Source organism: Mycetocola sp. Y791 (genome assembly GCF_059445325.1).
The window spans coordinates 590,893-607,300 of record NZ_JCAIUC010000002.1 but is presented as its reverse complement, the minus strand read 5'-3'; the positions used below and the strand labels follow the sequence as shown (position 1 = coordinate 607,300).

The 16,408-nt window shown below is 65.4% G+C and carries 17 protein-coding genes; 6 read left to right on the top strand and 11 right to left on the bottom strand.

What is annotated here, in order from left to right:
* Nucleotides 1-31: 31 nt before the first annotated feature.
* The gene (locus tag AC1C2N_RS07780) at nt 32-1,216 is read right to left on the bottom strand and encodes an MFS transporter (protein ID WP_483406152.1); all 1,185 of its coding nucleotides are present in this window, start codon (nt 1,214-1,216) and stop codon (nt 32-34) included.
* Nucleotides 1,217-1,277: 61 nt separating this feature from the next.
* Nucleotides 1,278-1,964: an SDR family NAD(P)-dependent oxidoreductase gene (locus tag AC1C2N_RS07775; protein WP_495433544.1), complete on the bottom strand. Its 687-nt coding sequence runs from the start codon at nt 1,962-1,964 to the stop codon at nt 1,278-1,280.
* 139 nt (nt 1,965-2,103) lie between these two features.
* On the opposite strand from AC1C2N_RS07775, the gene AC1C2N_RS07770 reads away from it, so the two are divergent.
* On the top strand, nt 2,104-2,982 hold the full coding sequence (locus AC1C2N_RS07770; RefSeq protein WP_495433543.1) for a helix-turn-helix domain-containing protein: 879 nt from the start codon (nt 2,104-2,106) through the stop codon (nt 2,980-2,982).
* Between the two features lie 9 nt (nt 2,983-2,991).
* On the opposite strand, the gene AC1C2N_RS07765 is transcribed toward AC1C2N_RS07770, so the two are convergent.
* The 4 genes from AC1C2N_RS07765 to nhaA form a co-directional block, all read right to left on the bottom strand.
* On the bottom strand, nt 2,992-3,474 hold the full coding sequence (locus AC1C2N_RS07765; RefSeq protein WP_483406155.1) for a DUF4259 domain-containing protein: 483 nt from the start codon (nt 3,472-3,474) through the stop codon (nt 2,992-2,994).
* A 63-nt stretch (nt 3,475-3,537) separates the two neighbouring features.
* A complete protein-coding gene (locus AC1C2N_RS07760; protein ID WP_495433542.1) occupies nt 3,538-3,876 on the bottom strand; it encodes a DUF7882 family protein in 339 nt (112 codons plus the stop codon).
* Between the two features lie 83 nt (nt 3,877-3,959).
* Nucleotides 3,960-5,351, bottom strand: a complete 1,392-nt coding sequence (locus AC1C2N_RS07755) for a pyridoxal phosphate-dependent decarboxylase family protein (RefSeq protein ID WP_495433541.1) — start codon at nt 5,349-5,351, stop codon at nt 3,960-3,962.
* Nucleotides 5,352-5,411: 60 nt separating this feature from the next.
* Complete coding sequence (nhaA, locus tag AC1C2N_RS07750) at nt 5,412-6,746, bottom strand: Na+/H+ antiporter NhaA (protein WP_495433540.1); 1,335 nt, start codon at nt 6,744-6,746, stop codon at nt 5,412-5,414.
* Between the two features lie 701 nt (nt 6,747-7,447).
* Here nhaA and AC1C2N_RS07745 point away from each other — a divergent pair.
* The gene (locus AC1C2N_RS07745) at nt 7,448-7,681 is read left to right on the top strand and encodes a PLDc N-terminal domain-containing protein (RefSeq protein ID WP_495433538.1); all 234 of its coding nucleotides are present in this window, start codon (nt 7,448-7,450) and stop codon (nt 7,679-7,681) included.
* A 78-nt stretch (nt 7,682-7,759) separates the two neighbouring features.
* Here AC1C2N_RS07745 and AC1C2N_RS07740 read toward each other — a convergent pair whose 3' ends face one another.
* Nucleotides 7,760-8,608, bottom strand: a complete 849-nt coding sequence (locus AC1C2N_RS07740) for a LuxR C-terminal-related transcriptional regulator (RefSeq protein ID WP_483406160.1) — start codon at nt 8,606-8,608, stop codon at nt 7,760-7,762.
* Nucleotides 8,609-8,708: 100 nt separating this feature from the next.
* On the opposite strand from AC1C2N_RS07740, the gene hxlB reads away from it, so the two are divergent.
* On the top strand, nt 8,709-9,305 hold the full coding sequence (hxlB, locus tag AC1C2N_RS07735) for a 6-phospho-3-hexuloisomerase (RefSeq protein ID WP_495433536.1): 597 nt from the start codon (nt 8,709-8,711) through the stop codon (nt 9,303-9,305).
* A gap of 52 nt (nt 9,306-9,357) precedes the next feature.
* Complete coding sequence (gene hxlA, locus AC1C2N_RS07730; protein ID WP_495433534.1) at nt 9,358-9,981, top strand: 3-hexulose-6-phosphate synthase; 624 nt, start codon at nt 9,358-9,360, stop codon at nt 9,979-9,981.
* A gap of 101 nt (nt 9,982-10,082) precedes the next feature.
* On the opposite strand, the gene AC1C2N_RS07725 is transcribed toward hxlA, so the two are convergent.
* The 4 genes from AC1C2N_RS07725 to AC1C2N_RS07710 form a co-directional block, all read right to left on the bottom strand.
* A complete protein-coding gene (locus AC1C2N_RS07725; protein ID WP_495433533.1) occupies nt 10,083-11,687 on the bottom strand; it encodes an HNH endonuclease signature motif containing protein in 1,605 nt (534 codons plus the stop codon).
* Between the two features lie 945 nt (nt 11,688-12,632).
* Entirely contained in the window at nt 12,633-13,238 is a 606-nt protein-coding gene (locus AC1C2N_RS07720; RefSeq protein ID WP_483406164.1) for a hypothetical protein, read from the bottom strand.
* An 84-nt stretch (nt 13,239-13,322) separates the two neighbouring features.
* Complete coding sequence (locus AC1C2N_RS07715) at nt 13,323-13,931, bottom strand: DUF2238 domain-containing protein (RefSeq protein WP_495433532.1); 609 nt, start codon at nt 13,929-13,931, stop codon at nt 13,323-13,325.
* Nucleotides 13,894-14,778 carry an endonuclease/exonuclease/phosphatase family protein gene (locus AC1C2N_RS07710; protein ID WP_495433531.1) on the bottom strand — a complete coding sequence of 295 codons (885 nt, stop codon included), beginning with the start codon at nt 14,776-14,778 and terminating at the stop codon, nt 13,894-13,896. The genes AC1C2N_RS07715 and AC1C2N_RS07710 overlap by 38 nt, the downstream gene beginning before the upstream one ends.
* A gap of 261 nt (nt 14,779-15,039) precedes the next feature.
* On the opposite strand from AC1C2N_RS07710, the gene AC1C2N_RS07705 reads away from it, so the two are divergent.
* Nucleotides 15,040-15,885, top strand: a complete 846-nt coding sequence (locus tag AC1C2N_RS07705; protein ID WP_495433530.1) for an SDR family oxidoreductase — start codon at nt 15,040-15,042, stop codon at nt 15,883-15,885.
* Between the two features lie 56 nt (nt 15,886-15,941).
* Nucleotides 15,942-16,406 carry a universal stress protein gene (locus AC1C2N_RS07700; RefSeq protein WP_483406168.1) on the top strand — a complete coding sequence of 155 codons (465 nt, stop codon included), beginning with the start codon at nt 15,942-15,944 and terminating at the stop codon, nt 16,404-16,406.
* Nucleotides 16,407-16,408 lie beyond the last annotated feature (2 nt).

The following is a 16,408-nucleotide window of genomic DNA, read 5'->3' as shown; positions in this document are numbered from 1 at the left end:
GAGCAGCAGGATGCCGTCCGGCCGAGAGCCGTCAGCGCCGCTGACGCAGGCTCACGAGCACGACAGCGCCGGCGATTGCAGAGATGCCGCCGACCAGGAGGGGGGCGGTGGCTGCGACATCATCGACGAGGATTCCCCCGACGATCGCACCGACAGCGATCGCAATGTTGCACACGGTCACGATCACTCCGCCGATCTGCTCGAGACGGGTCGGCTGAGTTCGGGCACCCCACGTGAGCACGGCGGTCGGAAGGCCGCCGAAGCCGAAACCCCACAGCGCAGCCGCGACAAACAGAGCGACGGTCGAACCGCCGGTCGCGAGCATGACAAGCATCCCGATTCCCAGGACCGTTGGGAACAGGAAGACTGCCGCTCGGAGTGCACGGTCGGCCAGCGGACCGCTGAGGGCCGTGCCGACGAAGTTGGCTATTCCGAACACGAGCAGAAGCAGAGCGAGTCCCCCGGCATCGATGTCGGATACGCTCTCGGCAGCTGGCCGAATGTACGTGAAGCCGCTGAAGTGACCGCCGAAGGCCAGCAGCACCGCGACCAGTCCGATGATGACGGCCCGGGAGCGCAGTGTCGCTCCGAGCGCCCGAATTCCGCTGCCAACAGTGGGTGTGACGTGCGGCAGTGTTGCCGCCTGCACGATCAGCGCCAGTGCCGCCACAACGGCACCGAGGACGAACACTCCCCGCCATCCCCACAACTCCCCGAGCCATGCGCCGAGGGGCACCGCGGCGACGGTTGCAACGGACACACCGGCATTTACGACGGTGAGCGCGCGCCCGAGGTGGTCCGCGTGAACCAGATGCGCGGCGACCGCCGTGGCCATTGCCCAGAACCCGCCGAGTGCGACACCCAGCAGGAGCCGGGACGAGAGAAGCACCAGGAGGTTCGGTGCCAGCGCGACGGCGAGGTTGGAGATGATGGCGAGCAGCGTGAGGCCGATCATGACGCGGCGCCGGTCGGCATGCGGCAATACCACCGAGATGAAGAGGGCTGAGAGCGCGGCCGCGAGCGCGGTGACTGTGACGCTCTGCCCCGCTGCGCCGACCGTCACCCCAAGGTCGCCGGCAATACGCGGCAGCAGGCTCGCTGGCAGGAACTCCGACATGACGATCGCGAAGATCCCCAGTCCGAGTGAGACCACGCCGGCCCAGGAGCCGGGCTTATGGTCGGTCGATGTGTCGATCGACGAGGTTGTGCTGGTCACGATTCAATTCCTTCGATTGTTCGAGTGGTCAGGCGTGCTTGCGTACGGGGGGATGCCGTTCTCACCAGTGGAGGTGCCCGTCTTCGTCCTGGAACGTCCCTGTCGGGCCGTTCGGGTCGAGGGTCGCCAGGCGCACGACGGTTTGCGCACTCTCTGCGGGCGGCCTGCCGCCTTCGAACGCCGCCGTCATGTCTGTGGCGGTGTACCCCGGTTCGAGTGCGTTGAACTTGATGCCGGGATGCGACTTGGCGTACTGGACGGTGAGCATGGTGGCCGCCGCCTTGGACGCGGCATAGAGGAGATTCCTCAGTTGCGATTCGACCCGGTCGGGGTTGTTGACCGCCCAGAACGACCCCGCGCTGCTCGAGACGGTAACCACCGTCGGGTTGGACGATTTCTTCAGCAGCGGGAGCGCAGCTTCCGTGACGCGCACGACTCCCACCGCGTTGGTGTCGAACGCTCGCAGCGCCATAGGGCCGTCGACATCGCCAAACTCCTGAATTCCCGCGTTGTTCACCAGGATGTCCAGCTGGCCCTCGACATCCCCGATAGCCCCAAGCGCATTCGTTACCGACAGGTCATCGGTCACATCGAGCTGCACAAATCGCGCACCGAGCGACGCGGCAGCCTCCTCACCCCGCTCAGCGTCCCGCGCGCCGATGTACACGAGGTGCCCCAACTCCACCAGCTGTCTGGCTGTCTCAAATCCGATGCCCCTGTTTGCCCCGGTAACCAGTGCGACGCTCATGCGTCTCCTCTCGAAATAAGCGGCCCGATCGGGCCGTTAAGGAAGCTATGAGAAGCGCACACCGCCAACCAGCACCCTCCCCAGCCGGGGGTATGACAGGGCCCCCTCATTCCGCGCCACACAGCCATAGGCTGGCGTCGTGAGCGAGACAACGAATCCCCTCGGCGCATACCTGCGGGCGCGCCGCGAACTGGTGACCCCGCAGCAGGTCGGTATTCCCGACGGTGGAGTCCGTCGCGTGCCCGGGCTGCGGCGCGAGGAAGTCGCCATGCTTGCCGGCATCAGTGCCGACTACTACCTGCGCCTCGAGCGCGGTCGCGATCGCAACCCCTCGATTCAGGTGCTCGAGTCCATAGCTCGCGTGCTGAACCTCAACGACGAGCACCTCTCCCACCTGCTGACACTGGTGGCGGATGTTCCGCGCCAGCGGAAACGGCGGCCACGGCAAGAGACGGTGCCGTCCGGAGCCCTCAAACTCCTCGACTCCCTCGTCCAGCCAGCGTTCATCGAGGGCAGATACTTCGACGTGCTTGCCTCGAACCCCCTCGCCCGAGCGCTGTCCCCCGGACTCAACGTCGGCGGAAACCAGCTCAGGGATCTGTTCCTCGATCAGGGCGAGCAGGCGCTGCAACCGGATTGGGAAGACCTCACTGAGTGCTTCATCGCGAATCTCCGGCAGGCCGTCGGAAATGACATCGATGATCCACGGTTCATTGAGCTCACCGGGCAGCTCAGTCTGGCGAGCCCGCGCTTCCGCCAGCTCTGGGCGCGCCACGAGGTCCGCGGCCAGCACGGCACACTGATTCGGTTCGACCACCCTCAGGTCGGGGAACTCGTCCTCAACCGGGAACGACTGAGCATCGGCGGCACTGACGGCATCATGCTGGTCGTCTTTCACGCTGACGCAGGGTCGATCGATGCAGACAAACTGGCGCTGCTGGCATCCGCGAGCGCCCCCACCTCGGATCCGTCACTCGAACTGCAGAGCCAGGATCCGTCGGTAACGGCCCGGTCCTGACACCCGCGGTCAGCTCTCCCGGTTGCCCTTGCCCCAGCCCCAGCCGGTCCGCTTCCTGGGAGCGGCAGGGGCGGATGCCACCAGTGGGGGCAGTGAGAGCGCCTCGCGAATGCGCTGGTTGGCCTCGGTCCATTCGTCCGCACCCGCATCGGCCCACAACTCTGCGAGTTCGCCGTCAGGGACCGTTGCGACGTCGAGGGCCCTCAGCGCGATAGAGGCGACCTCAGCGGGCGGGGCAGGGACGCGATCGACGAAGGACGAAATGCTCTCGGTGTAGCTGTCGGACTGCGTAGGCCGCCCACGCTGATGTGCCACGACCTCAGCGGCGGCGATGGCGACGGTTGCCGCGTCAGCGTCCACGGACGCGGGAGCTGCGTCAAGCACGGCCTGAAGCGCCTCAAGGACAGCATCCCAGCCGTCGGACCCGTCCAGTTCCCATGCCCAGTCGGCTGCGGCGTCATTGCCAAACGGTTGTCCACTCCAGGTTCCCATGAGGGAATCCTAGGGGGACATCGCGGCTGGCGGGCGCATGTCGCCGACCGTCACGTCGCTGCGCTACGGCCGACCCACCCGCTCTTCGTGCACGTCGTCCTGCGACGCCATCGGTTCACTGATCAGCCGCAGCCCGGCATCCGAGTTGGACGACGCGGTGAGCGCGCTGATCCAGTCGAGGTTGATATTGGGCAGTCTCGATTCGTCGTACCTGAAGTGAAGCGAGATCCCCGGCGCAATCCACAGGCTCCCGGGTAGTCCCCCGGCGCCGTCAGGCAGCTTCCAGCGGAAGGGAAAGCTTTCGCCTCGCCTGAGCTTCGCACCGATCACGATCTGAAGGTGCGCGAGCGTGCGGTCGTCGAGGTTGATGCTCGTCGTCGAATCGTAAACAAGCCGTCCCACCAGGACTCCCTACCCGGCGGGTACACGGGACTCGCCGTTGCCCCGAGACTACTCCCGGGTCGGCCGGCGGGAAAGACCGGTATTCAGGTGGACGATGCGACCTCGAAGGCGTGCCGAACCGCCTCGATCGACGTGGCGATGTCGTCGGCATCCGTCGACCAGTTGCTCACGGAGATGCGAAGGATGTCCCTGCCCTGCCAATGCGAACCGGACATCCACACTGAGCCATCGGCGATGAGCTGCTCGGTGACCCTGCGGGTGAGGTCGTCCGGGCCGAAGGCGAGACAGACCTGGGTGAAAACGACGTCGTTGAGGACCTCGATGCCAGGCACGCGCGAGAGCCCGGCGGCGAGCTCGGCCGCGGTGTCGACGAGGCGTTCAACCAGTGCGACGGTTTCTGAGCGGCCCAGTGAGCGCAGTGCTGCCCAGACGGGGACGCCGCGGGCGCGGCGGGAGAGTTCGGGGACCTTCTCCCACGGGTCGCCCGGGCCGTGGTCGTCGTGAATCAGATAGTCGGTGTGAACGCCGAAGGTGGAGCGGAGGACCTGGGGTTGAGCGACGATCGCGATGCCGCAGTCATAAGGCACGTTGAGGGTCTTATGGGCGTCGGTCGCCCAGGAATCTGCCATGTCGATTCCGTCGAGCACGCCTCGATAGCGCGGGCTTGCTGCGGCCCAGAGCCCGAATGCCCCATCGACGTGCACCCAGGCGCCGTGTTCGTGTGCCATTCGGATGGTCTCTTTCATCGGGTCGAAGGCACCCGAGTGCAGGTTGCCCGCCTGGAGACAGACGATCACCGGGCCATCGACGCTCGCGAGGGCATCCGTCAACGCTGAAGCGATGAGCCTGCCCTGGTCGTCGGAGGCGACAGGAGTCGGGGCGCCGAGGCCGAGGTAACGGAGGGCGAGGTCCACCGACGCGTGTCGTTCCTGGCCGACGAGCACGGTCACCCGTGGGCCGCCCGCCAGACCGCGGGCATCGAGGTCCCAGCCGACGGCATCCAGAACCGCTTTTCGACCAGCAGCGAGACCGACGAAGTTTGCGACGGTGCCGCCTGTGGTGAAGCCGACGTCTGCCGTTGCTGGGAGGCCGAGCAGGTCGAGGATCCAGTCCCCTGCCGCTTGTTCGATGGCGGCCGTCGCGGGCGAGGCGTACCGGAGAGCGCTGTTCTGGTCCCAGGCGCTGACGAGCCAGTCCGACGCGAGGGCGGCGGGAAGCGTTCCGCCGATTACCCAGCCGTAGAACCGGCCGGACGGCATCGCCATGAGGCCGGGTTCGGCGAACCTGGCCAGCTCATCGACAACCGCTGCCGGATCGGTTGGGCCCTCTGGCAGCGGAATGGAGAAATGCTCAGCGACCTGATCTGCGGTTTGCTGTGGCCGCACCTGGCGCGTTGGCAGTGACGCGAGCCACTCCAGGGAGTGCTCCCGTGCGCGGTCGAGAGGTTGGCGGTAGGCGTCAGGATGTGCAGCCACAGTCAGAGGCTAGACCTGGCCGGCTCGGCGCAACACCCCCTGCGTCGGTAACCTGCAGACTCAGTGTCCGCCGCCCTGGTACACGTCGGGGGTCCCGTCGTTGTCCGCGTCCACGCGCTCCTCGGCTTCGATCTGCTTGTACCTGCGGTTCCGGATGCGCAGTACCACTGTCGCGAGCAGGGCAGCCAGAACGGATGCCGTCAGAATCGCCACCTTGGCGTGGTCGTTTTCGAGGCTGCCGAATCCGAAACTCAGCTCGGCGATGAGAAGCGAAACGGTGAAACCGATTCCCGCGAGCAGGCCGACACCGAACAGGTCCACCCACCGGAAGGATGGGTCGAGCCTCGCCCGGGTGAATTTTGAGATCAGCCACGTTGTTCCCAGGATTCCGATGGGCTTTCCGGCGACGAGGGCAATGATGATGCCTATCGTTACCGGGTCCATCAGGGCCGAGGTGAAGCCGTCAATGCCACCGATTACTACGCCGGCGGAGAAGAAAGCGAAGACGGGCACGGCGAAACCGGCGGAGATCGGCCGGAACCGGTGCTCGAAGATCTCAGACAGGCCGGGCCCAGCCGCCGGGCCGCCACTGGCTTTGCTCCTGATCACCGGAATCGCGAAGCCAAGCAGAACACCGGCGATCGTTGCGTGAATCCCGGAGGCGTGGAGCAGCGCCCAGGTGACCACACCGAGGGGCAGCAGGATGAGCCACGCCGCCGCAGGCTTCAGACCGAAGAATCGCCGGTACTTCTGGGCGAGGAAGGCGTACAGCGCAAGCGGAATCAGGGCGAGGCCCAGGGCCACCACGTTGATGTCTGTCGTGTAGAACACGGCGATGATCAGGATGGCAATCAGGTCGTCGACGACGGCGAGGGTCAGGAGGAAGATCCGCAGTGCGCTCGGCAGGTGGGAGCCGACGATGGCGAGGACGGCGACCGCAAAGGCGATATCCGTCGCGGTGGGGATTGCCCAACCGCCGATTGTGGCGCCGTTTCCCCAGTTGATGGCTGTATAGATCAGCGCTGGAACGAGCACCCCGCCGACCGCCGCCGCAACGGGAATCACCGCTTTGCGGAAGTCGCGCAGGTCGCCCGCCACCAGTTCTCGCTTGAGCTCAAGGCCGACGAGGAAGAAAAAGACGGCGAGGAGCCCGTCGGATGCCCAGGCTCCGAGGCTCAATTCGAGGTGCCAGGGCTCGTAACCGATCCTGAAGTCCCGCAGGGCAAAGTAGCTGTCAGAGGCGGGAGAGTTCGCCCAGATCAGGGCGATGAGCGCGGCCGCGACCAGGAGCATCCCGCCGACAGTTTCCTTACGGAGGATCGTCGCGATTCTGCTCGCTTCGGAGTAGCTGCCCCGCGACAGTACGTTGGGGCGGTCTGGCGGCAGGGTTGCCATGGGAACTCCTTGAAAAATGGGTCGTTGATCGAATTTGCCGACCAGACTTCCCGGCGCACCACGTCGATACTATCCGGCCGAACTCCGGAACGGCACAGACCTATACCGGGAGAGCAATGGCCACGAAGTTGGCATTACGACGGGGTTGGGCCGGCAGGCTCCACAAGCGCATCTAGTGCGGCCTGCAGCGTGTCGAAGCACTCCCATTCAGGACCGTGTTGGAGACGCACCAATTCGTAAACGCCCGCTGTCCTGCCGATATAGCCCAGCATCCGTCTGGCATCGCTCTGGCTGAACCGCCCATCGCACACGCGCCACTCGTGGTCGCTGATGGCAAGAATCTCCAACACCGGCTTTGCTTCAACATTCCGGGAAACCGGCACTCACTTCTCCACTTCTTCGTCAGCGAAATCGCTGAGACTTGCCCGAGGGTCTTCCACCGTAGGTTCACAACACAAGTCACGTCAGGACTTGACATCGGTCGACAGGGAGGTCCGGGCGCGTCTCTCTGGAGCGGCTCACTGGAGCTGCTCCCAGCTCACGAAGGGCCTGCACGTCACCGATGCTGATGGCCGGGTTGTCGGTGTTGAGCCCGACAACGCCGAGACCTGGCGGGGAACGGTCAGGCGAGTCGGGGGTTCGCTCTTGACCGGGACCACCCGCGGCCCTAGCTTGAGAACCAACAGCCGAAGGAGAGATCCATGAATGCCGACCTTGCTCTCGCCTTGCTGGTCGTTGGGCTCACAGGCGGGGCGTATCTGGCCGCTATCGGTTACGGCATCGTACAGATCGTCCGGACCCGCGATCTTTCGCGGGTCGAACGATACCTCTGGGTAGTCGGCTTGGTCTTCTTTCCTCTTATCGCAGCGTTCGTCTGGTTCCTGGCCGGCCCGCACCCCTGGGGGCTGCGGTTGGGTACTCCGGCCTTCCGCTGATCCTCGCGAATGCCGCAGCGGCATCCACCATTGCCTGAAGGGGTGACAGGCCCGACCGGACCGCGCAACGCCGGCCGGCTACTGCCGTGACCGCGTTGAAGCGGCGGCGATCGCCGTCAGCTCACCGCGCGTGCGAACCCCGGCCTTGCGGAGCAGGTTCGACACGTGGAACTTGACGGTGTTGTCGGTGATGCCCAGCTGAGCAGCGATCGCACGGTTGCGCGCGCCCGATGCCACCAGTCGAAGCACGTCGCGTTCGCGGGGGCTGAAGTCGGCGGAATCCTCGAGCGGTTCCGTCTCGGCGGGCGGGTCCAGCGGGAGTCGGATCGCGAGCGTCGTCCCCCAGCCCGTTGTCGATGACACGTCGAGACCGCCGTCGAGTGCGGAAACCCGTTCCGCGATGGGACGCAGTGAGTCGTCGTGGGCGCTGATGCTGCCTTCACCATCGTCCCGGATGTCGATCAGCAGATTGAGGCCGTCGCAATCCCATTGGATCCGCACACGTTTGGCGTCTTCCTGATCCACGAGGGCAAGCACCGCGCTGCGCACGATCGCCCGCGCCGCGTGGGCAACCTCTCCGGGCAGGGCGCGACCCCCGGTGGGCGGTTCGACGAATTGCACGTCGAGCCCGCCGAACCGGGCAAGCGGACGCAGGTCGGAGCGAAGCCGGGCAAAGGCTCCGTCCACGGGTTCGAGCATGGTGCCGCGCTGCTGGTCGGTGGTGCTGCGCAACTCGATCAGTGATGCGGATGCCAGGTCGATCGCCGTCGTTCGGCTCGCGCGGTCATCCAGCCGCGACGAGCGGAGAACGGCAAGGACCGACTCGAGTGTCACGGCGTGCCGGTCGGCCTGTTCGGCAACGGCCTGCGCGTGCTCGAGCTGGAGTCTTCGGGGTACGGGGGTCGGATGCTCGCTGTCGATTGTCACCGGTTCAACCTACCCAGAGAACCTGTACCTCCCCCGATGGGTAGGCCGACTGCACGGGCGGGCGGGGACCTCGGGGCCGCCGTCTGGAGACGATGGACCAATGACGAATTCCGAGACGGCGACGATCCCGAACTCCGAAGTGACGGCATCCCTCGCCACGATCATGCGGGAACTCACCGCAACGACAGATGCGATTACCGCACACGGCACCGACGATCTCGCCGACGTCGCGAACGCGGTGCACGGCGCTCGTCGGGTTTTCGTGCTCGGAGCGGGGCGATCGGGACTGGCGCTACAGATGACAGCCATGCGCCTGATGCACCTCGGCCTCAGCGTCCATGTCGTCGGTGAAGTAACAGCTCCGGCGATCGGACCCGGCGACGTCCTCGTGACGGCAAGCGGTTCGGGGACGACGCCGGCGATAATTCGCGGGGCGGATGCTGCCGCGAACGCTGGTGCATCCGTGGTCGCCATCACGACGGCCGCTGATTCCCCGCTGGCTGCTCTCGCCACCGTGGTCTTGGTTGTGCCGGCGGCGGGCAAGCTCGACCGTTCCGGTTCGGTCTCGGGCCAGTACGCCGGAAGCCTGTTCGAGCAGACCGTCATGGTTGTGGGAGACGCCCTGTTTCACACCCTCTGGCTTCGCTCGGGACAGAGCGCAGACGATCTCTGGCCACGCCACTCAAATCTTGAATGACCGATCCCGCTGCACTCGCACGCGATCACATCACCAACAGAAGGAACACACTATGAAGCTTCAGTTTGCTATGGACACCCTGACCACCGAGGCCGCCCTCGAACTCGCCGCTGCTGCCGCGCCGCACGTCGACATCCTCGAACTCGGCACTCCCCTCATCAAGAGCGCCGGTCTCTCCGCGATCACCGCGGTGAAGGCGGCACACCCTGACAAGGTGGTTTTCGCGGACCTCAAGACAATGGATGCCGGCGAGCTCGAGGCCGACATCGCGTTCACGGCGGGTGCTGACCTCGTCACCGTGCTCGGCGTTGCCGGTGACAGCACGATCGCCGGAGCCGTGAAGGCCGCGAAGAAGCACGGCAAGGGCATCGTCGTCGACCTCATCGGTGTGGCTGACAAGCCCGCCCGTGCGCGCGAGGTTGTCGCACTCGGTGCCGAGTTCGTGGAGATGCACGCCGGACTCGACGAGCAGGCTGAAGAAGGCTTCACGTTCGACACGCTTCTGCGTGACGGAGAAGCGTCTGGCACACCGTTCTCCGTCGCTGGCGGGGTCAATGTCACGACGATTGCTTCGGTCAAGGCATCCGGGGCACAGATTGCTGTTGCCGGCGGAGCGATCTATGGCGCACCCGACGTCGGAGCAGCTGCGGCCGCTCTGCGTGCGGCGATCGGCTAGAGATTCCTGAGCCGGACACGAGTCCTGCACCCGGCACCCGGCACCCGCGTTTATGCGCACGTGCCGGGTGTTGTGCTGTCTGGAGCCGAAGTTGCGGTCATTTATCGGAAGTATGGTTTGCGGCGGATCCATTCGGCGATGGTGACCTTGGGTTTGCCGTTCACCATCGTGACCGTGAAAACCCCGGTGTCGACCATCCGATGGTGGAACCAGCAGAACAAGACCCCGTTATCAATATGGGTGGGCCCACCTTCGGAGTGCGGGATGATGTGGTGCGCTTCGCACCCGGTCGCCGGGATCTGACAATCCGGCATCGCACAGGTCGGTCCGTCGCGGGCGATCATGCCCATTCGCTGGGTCCGATTGAACCCGCGTTGGTCGTTGCCGAGGGCGACGACGGTGCCGTCGGGGTCGATGAACACCGGGACGATGCTCGCATCACAGAGAACCTGGCTGATCGTTGACGCCGCCACCGGTGCGTTCACTCCCACGATCTGTCCGGTACCGGACTTCGAGTCGATCACGTCCGCATTGACCGTGACGACGACGGTCGGTGCAGCACCGGTAACACTGGGCGTGTCGGCGGAGCGAGCGAGGGCGTCGATCATCGCCGCGAACACGTCAGCACGTTGCTGCCCCGCCGTCCGCCGGGCCCGGAACGGTTCGCTGGACTCCGCACAGGGACTCATGTTGGTGCCTTGCACCGCGTCACCGGTGGCTGGGTTGGCGCCGGTTACGGTTCGCGGCGCGCCAGATCCGAAGGCACCCGTGTCACCCGATCCGAAGGAACCCGCGTCGCCGGATCCGAAGGTGCCTGTGTCGCCGGATGTGATGGCGCCGCTGTAGCCGGTTCCGGTGCCACCAGCTCCGCCTGTTCCATCACCAGAACCCGCGGCAGCGTCCGCGGCCGTTGGGTCGTATCGGTCCGCGGTCTTCGGGCTCAGCACCGCGTCGAACAGCGCGTGGAGTTTCGCGCCGACATCGACGGTGACCTGGCCACCGAACTTCACCAACCCGTCCTTCGCGGTGCGGGCGATCCAGAAATCCCGGCGCTGGAACGCTTTGTCGGTGCGGGGTTCGATCCCGTCTTCATCCAACCGGTCCCGCCACTGCCGAGCCTGAACACCCACCAAATCGGCCGACATGGGTAACCCGTCGCGCCAGCCGGACCCGACCGCCTCACTGATCAGGGTCCGTTCGGCGATCGCGAGGTGTTCCACCTCGGCACGGGGTGCGGCGAGTGAGAGTTCCCGGGTGATCGCTTCGGCGGTCTCCACCCCGATCAAACCCTGCCGGAACGCCTCCCCGACCACCGGGAACAACGGCGACAACGGGAACCCGGCATCCGTGGAGCGGCGGCAGGTCCGCTGCCCCACCCGGATGAACCGTGATGCGGCAGCGGAGGAGACTCCGGTGATGACCTCGATCAGGTGCGACGGACGCTGGTAGTTGTGTTTCACTGCCAAACCTTCGTTGCCGCGGGCGGGGTCTGACCGGTCCGCGACCTCGGCACTCAACGCCGCGAGGACCGCCTCACCGGCACGCACCACCCCGGCAACCTGACCCAGCTGCGTCAACAGCTGTTCCCCGGTCAACCGGTCGAGATGGTCGAGGTCGAGAACATCAACCACCTGCCCCAGGTGGGTGAGCAGTCCGGTGAGCGCACTCTCCCCCTCCGGCACCGACGCCGGCGGAAAGTCGCTCACCGCGAGACTCATGACACCCGCACACCCCCACCAGTCGAGGCGAGGACATGATGCACGGCCAGACCGGAGTCCGCCGCACCGGAACGGGTGCGGATCAGGCTGCTGACCGGGATGTTCATAACCTCAGTACACACCCAACCACTGACATTGGAACTGCCACATTTGGGGCCTCGCACCGGCACCATCCCGGGCGTTCGAACGCGACCCTGTAAGGGTGCGGATTGAGCAATTGACCGGGATGTTCATGACTTCAGTACACACCCAACCACTGACATTGAACCGCCGTACCAACGGCACCACGTCCGAGCCGCTCCAGGCATCCGAGCGCCACACCAGAACGGTGGCGGATCGGGTGACTGACCGGGATGTTCATGACTTAACTACACACCCAACCACTGACATCGGCGTTGACCGACCTTGAGGCTCTGACGGTGGCATCCGGCAGCGCCTCGGATCCCCGGATCAGGGACAGTGATGGTTTTTCGGGAGGAGAATCGCGGCGGCGAACCCCAATAGGCGGCCGGGTACCCGGTTCTTCCTCCCGAAACGCGGCTGACACCTCCGAGGCTCGACTGCCGCCTCCAGGACTCGGCTAGCACCCCCGCCCAGCTGGCGCTGACCGCGGCGTCCGGCACCGCCCTCGACGCCGCGGATCAGCGGTGGCGGCGGGGTTTTTCGGGAGGAGGATCGCGGCGGCGAATCGCAATACGAGGCCGGGCACCCGGTTCTTCCTCCCGAAACGCGGCTGACACCTCCGAGGCTCGACTGCCGCCTCCAGGACTCGGCTACCACCCCCGCCCAGCTGGCGCTGACCGCGGCATCCGGCACCGCCCTCGACGCCGCAAATCAGGGAGGGCGGCGGGGTTTTTCGGGAGGGGAATCGCGGCGGCGAATCACAATACGAGGCCGGGCACCCGGTTCTTCCTCCCGAAACGCGGCTGACGCTCAGTCGCCCACACTCTGCAGGCCAGCCAAAACGTCTCTCTTGAAGTCGCTTATCCGCTTCGCCCGCAACTTCTCATACTTCGGATCGTTGTCGCGAACGTAACCCGTGTTCCGCAGCCTCGACCGCAACTCCCTGCCGATCTCCTCCCAGGCGTCGTCCCGTGCCTGTTCCACGACCTCGCGAATCCGCTCGGGGTTATCAGCCTCGGCCCTCAGCGCATCGGCGAGCGCGCGATGCACCTGGGGTCGCCGCCTGTGCTGTTCATCGATCTCGTCTTCATCGATGAATGGGTCGGCCAGGTCTGCGGCTCCGACCGAATACGCATAGTGCCCCAGTCTCTCGAGCCGTTCCGCGGTCGCCGCGTTCTCCTCGGCGGCCGCGAGAAATTCCTGACGGGCAGCCTCACCGAGGGACTCTGCGTCGAACTTGCGGTCATCACGGAGCGCGCCGACGATCAACTTGTTCTTGATGGCCATCCGCACCGACGACGCAGTAATGAGCACGCCTTCGTCGACAACCCTGCCGATGGGAGCGATCGGTTCCTCTGGCGCGGGTTTATAGGTGCCGAGACTCACGCGTTTGGGGCGGCGACGGAAGAAGGACACCGGTCAATTGTCTCGCGAACCCTCTCGCGGTGCACCTTTCCCTTGAGGGGTGGCGCATTGGAGAAAGAAGGCCATCGGATGCCGTTATCCGCCTCGGTTCGCCCCCGCGAGAAAGCGCATTGAACAGCCCGCGATCAGCGAACCGACACCGCCAGCGGCGATATCCCCGACGGTGTCGGTGTACGACACGTAGATGGTTTCGTCGAGGTAAGTGTGGCCGAACCACTCCCACATTTCCCACACCGCCCCGAGCGCAAGACCGAACGCCGTCGTCAGGCTGACCGTGAGCACGAACCGATACCTCGACTCCGCCTCGACAAGCGAAACCCCGAGCTGCGTGTAGAGCACCCAGGCCACAGCCGCGATCAGCCCGTTAAGGGTGCAGTGGACAACGATGTCCCACCACGCAATCGCCTGGTAGAGCTGGAGCACAGCGCTCCAGGCCGCCACGAGAACGGCGACGCAGACCGCGACATCGAGGGTTGCTCGCGCGCCGAGGAACCGCGGCAGAACCACGCCGAGCATCGACAGCGCAAACACCGCCATGGCTACAAAGCCCCAACCGAAGGCCACGACGACCAGGCTTACCAGTCCGATAACCCGGAGGAGATCGGCGGCATGCTCTCCCGTGGTACGAGCTGGCCGGAGGAAATTCTCAACCAGCCGATGATGAAACAGTGTCGCGTGGGGCACTCTCGCTTCTCCTCCTCATCCGCAGCACTGCCTGGATTGGTTCGTGGTCGGATGCCGCTGCGCCGGAATAACGGACAGCGTTGATTGCCACAGACTCAACGGCGACAGCGTCGTTGACGAGTATCCAATCGATGCGCTTGCCTCCCCGCCGTGGCGGACGGTATCCCGAGTACGTCACCCACGCCTCCGTGAGGCGGCGCTCGGCGACCACCCAGCTGTCCTGGAGTGCGCCATCTCGCGTCATGTACCGATACGGCAGCGACCGGGGTGTCGTGTTCATGTCACCCATGACAATCGCGGCGGCGGGTGCCTCGGCCGCCAGCTCACTCACCATGCGCGCTGACCGCTCACGGGATTTACGCGAGTAGTGATCGAAGTGGGTGTTGATCAGCCGTATCGGCAGCCCGGTGGCGAGGTCCACGAAATCGGCGACAACCGCCACTCGCGGGACCAAATTTCCCCACGATCGTGAGCCAGGCACCTCCGGGGTGTCCGAGAGCGCGAACTGCTTCCACGACTGCAGCCTTAGCCGCTCGGAGTCGAAGAAAATGGGAATGTGTTCGCCCCCGTGGTCGGCATTCCTGCCGTACCCCACCCACTGCCAGAACGGCCCAAAGGCTGCCCGCAGAAAGTGCAACTGGTCTGGCATTACCTCCTGCATCCCGATCACCGAGGGTTGCTCGCTCGCCAGCAGGCGGACCGCGAGCCATTTGCGGTCTTCCCACCGGTCAGGATGCCGTCGCGCCAGATGCGGAAAAGGCCTGCGGATGTTCCAGCACATGACGTGCAGCCGAGCCGGGCTGGTCGGACCGATGAGGGCGGGATCAGCCGCTGACGGATCACTCACGGCCGCGCACCTCCCTGGCAGGGTCGGGGCCCGCTTATCACCGCACCCCTCATCATCGTGGTCATCCGGTCAGGCTATCCGCGTCACAGATACGCCGCTACAGCCTTTTGATTGGTTGCGGACGGCGCTGTGGTGTTGACCAGGGACGGTTCCTGTCAACCCACGGAGTGAGACCCCGGATCGGCATAGGCTGCTCGAGGAGCACGCCGGCACGAGAGCCGACGGCACGCCGGGCACGGGCCCAACACGAATCGAGGCAGCATGACCGCACGAACAGTCGTCATCACCGGAGCGAGTGACGGCATCGGAGCTGAGGCCGCCCGTCGCCTGCACGAGGCAGGCGACACCGTCATCGTGGTCGGCAGGTCGCCGGAGAAAACGAAGGCGGTGGCCAACGATCTGAAGGTGGCATCCTTCACCGCTGATTTCTCAAAACTCGACGATGTCAGAAAGCTCGCAGCGGACCTCCGCGATAACTACGAACGGATCGACGTTCTTGCCAATAACGCTGGCGGCATCTTCGGGCCACGGCAGCTCACCGTCGACGGAAATGAGACGACCTTCCAGGTCAACCACCTCGCGCCCTTCCTCCTCACCCACCTGCTGATGGACCGCCTGATCGAAAGCAAGGCGCGCATCATCAACACCTCGAGCATTGCCAACACCCGATTCGCGAAGTTCGACATCGACGACCTCAACCTGGAACACGGGTACTCGGAGAACCGGGCGTACGGAAACGCGAAACTCGCGAACATCCTCTTCACCGCAGAGCTGAACAGGCGCTTCTCCGACTCGGGAATCTCGACAGCAGCGTTTCACCCCGGTGTCGTCGCGACGAGCTTCGCCACAGGCTCGACGACCGCAATGCGCCACATCTACCGCAGCGTTTTCCGGTTCCTGCTGATCTCGCCCGAACAGGGCGCAGACACTCTGGTCTGGCTCGCGCAGTCGACCCCCGGTGTCGACTGGGTCTCCGGCGCGTACTACGCGAAGCGGCGGATCGCCAAGGCGAATCCGCTCGCATACGACGAAGCGCTGGCCGCCGAGCTGTGGGACAAGAGCGAGAGGCTCGTCGGGATTTCCAGCGGGTCCACCGACCGGCGCTGAGGGTTCCTGGGCCACCGGCCCTAACGTTTCCCGGTCGAACGGAGAATACTGCTTACATGAGCGACAGCGAATCCACACCATCGGCCGACCCCACTGCAACCCGACCCCGCCCGATAGTCGTGGGAATCGACGGTTCAGAGCTGTCGATCAAGGCACTCCGTCATGCGCGGCGGCTCGCGGAGGCGCTCGGTGCCCCGCTCGAGGCTGTCGCGGTGTGGCAGCAGGCCCACTCCCTCTACGACTTCTACCAGGCGGAGTCGGGCTGGACTCCGGAGAAAGAGGTGGAGAAACTCCTCGGTGACGCGGTCACCTCCGCTTTTGGAGAGGACCGCCCCGATGGATTCACCCAGACGGTCCTGAACGGCCCTCCCGCCCGCACGCTCATCCGCTACTGCGCCGACGCCGAGATGCTCGTCCTCGGTTCACGCGGCTACGGCGGCTTCACCGGACTGCTGGTCGGGTCGGTGAGCACCGCGTGCGTTGCACACGCGACGTGCCCTGTGCTCATCGTCCACGGTTAACC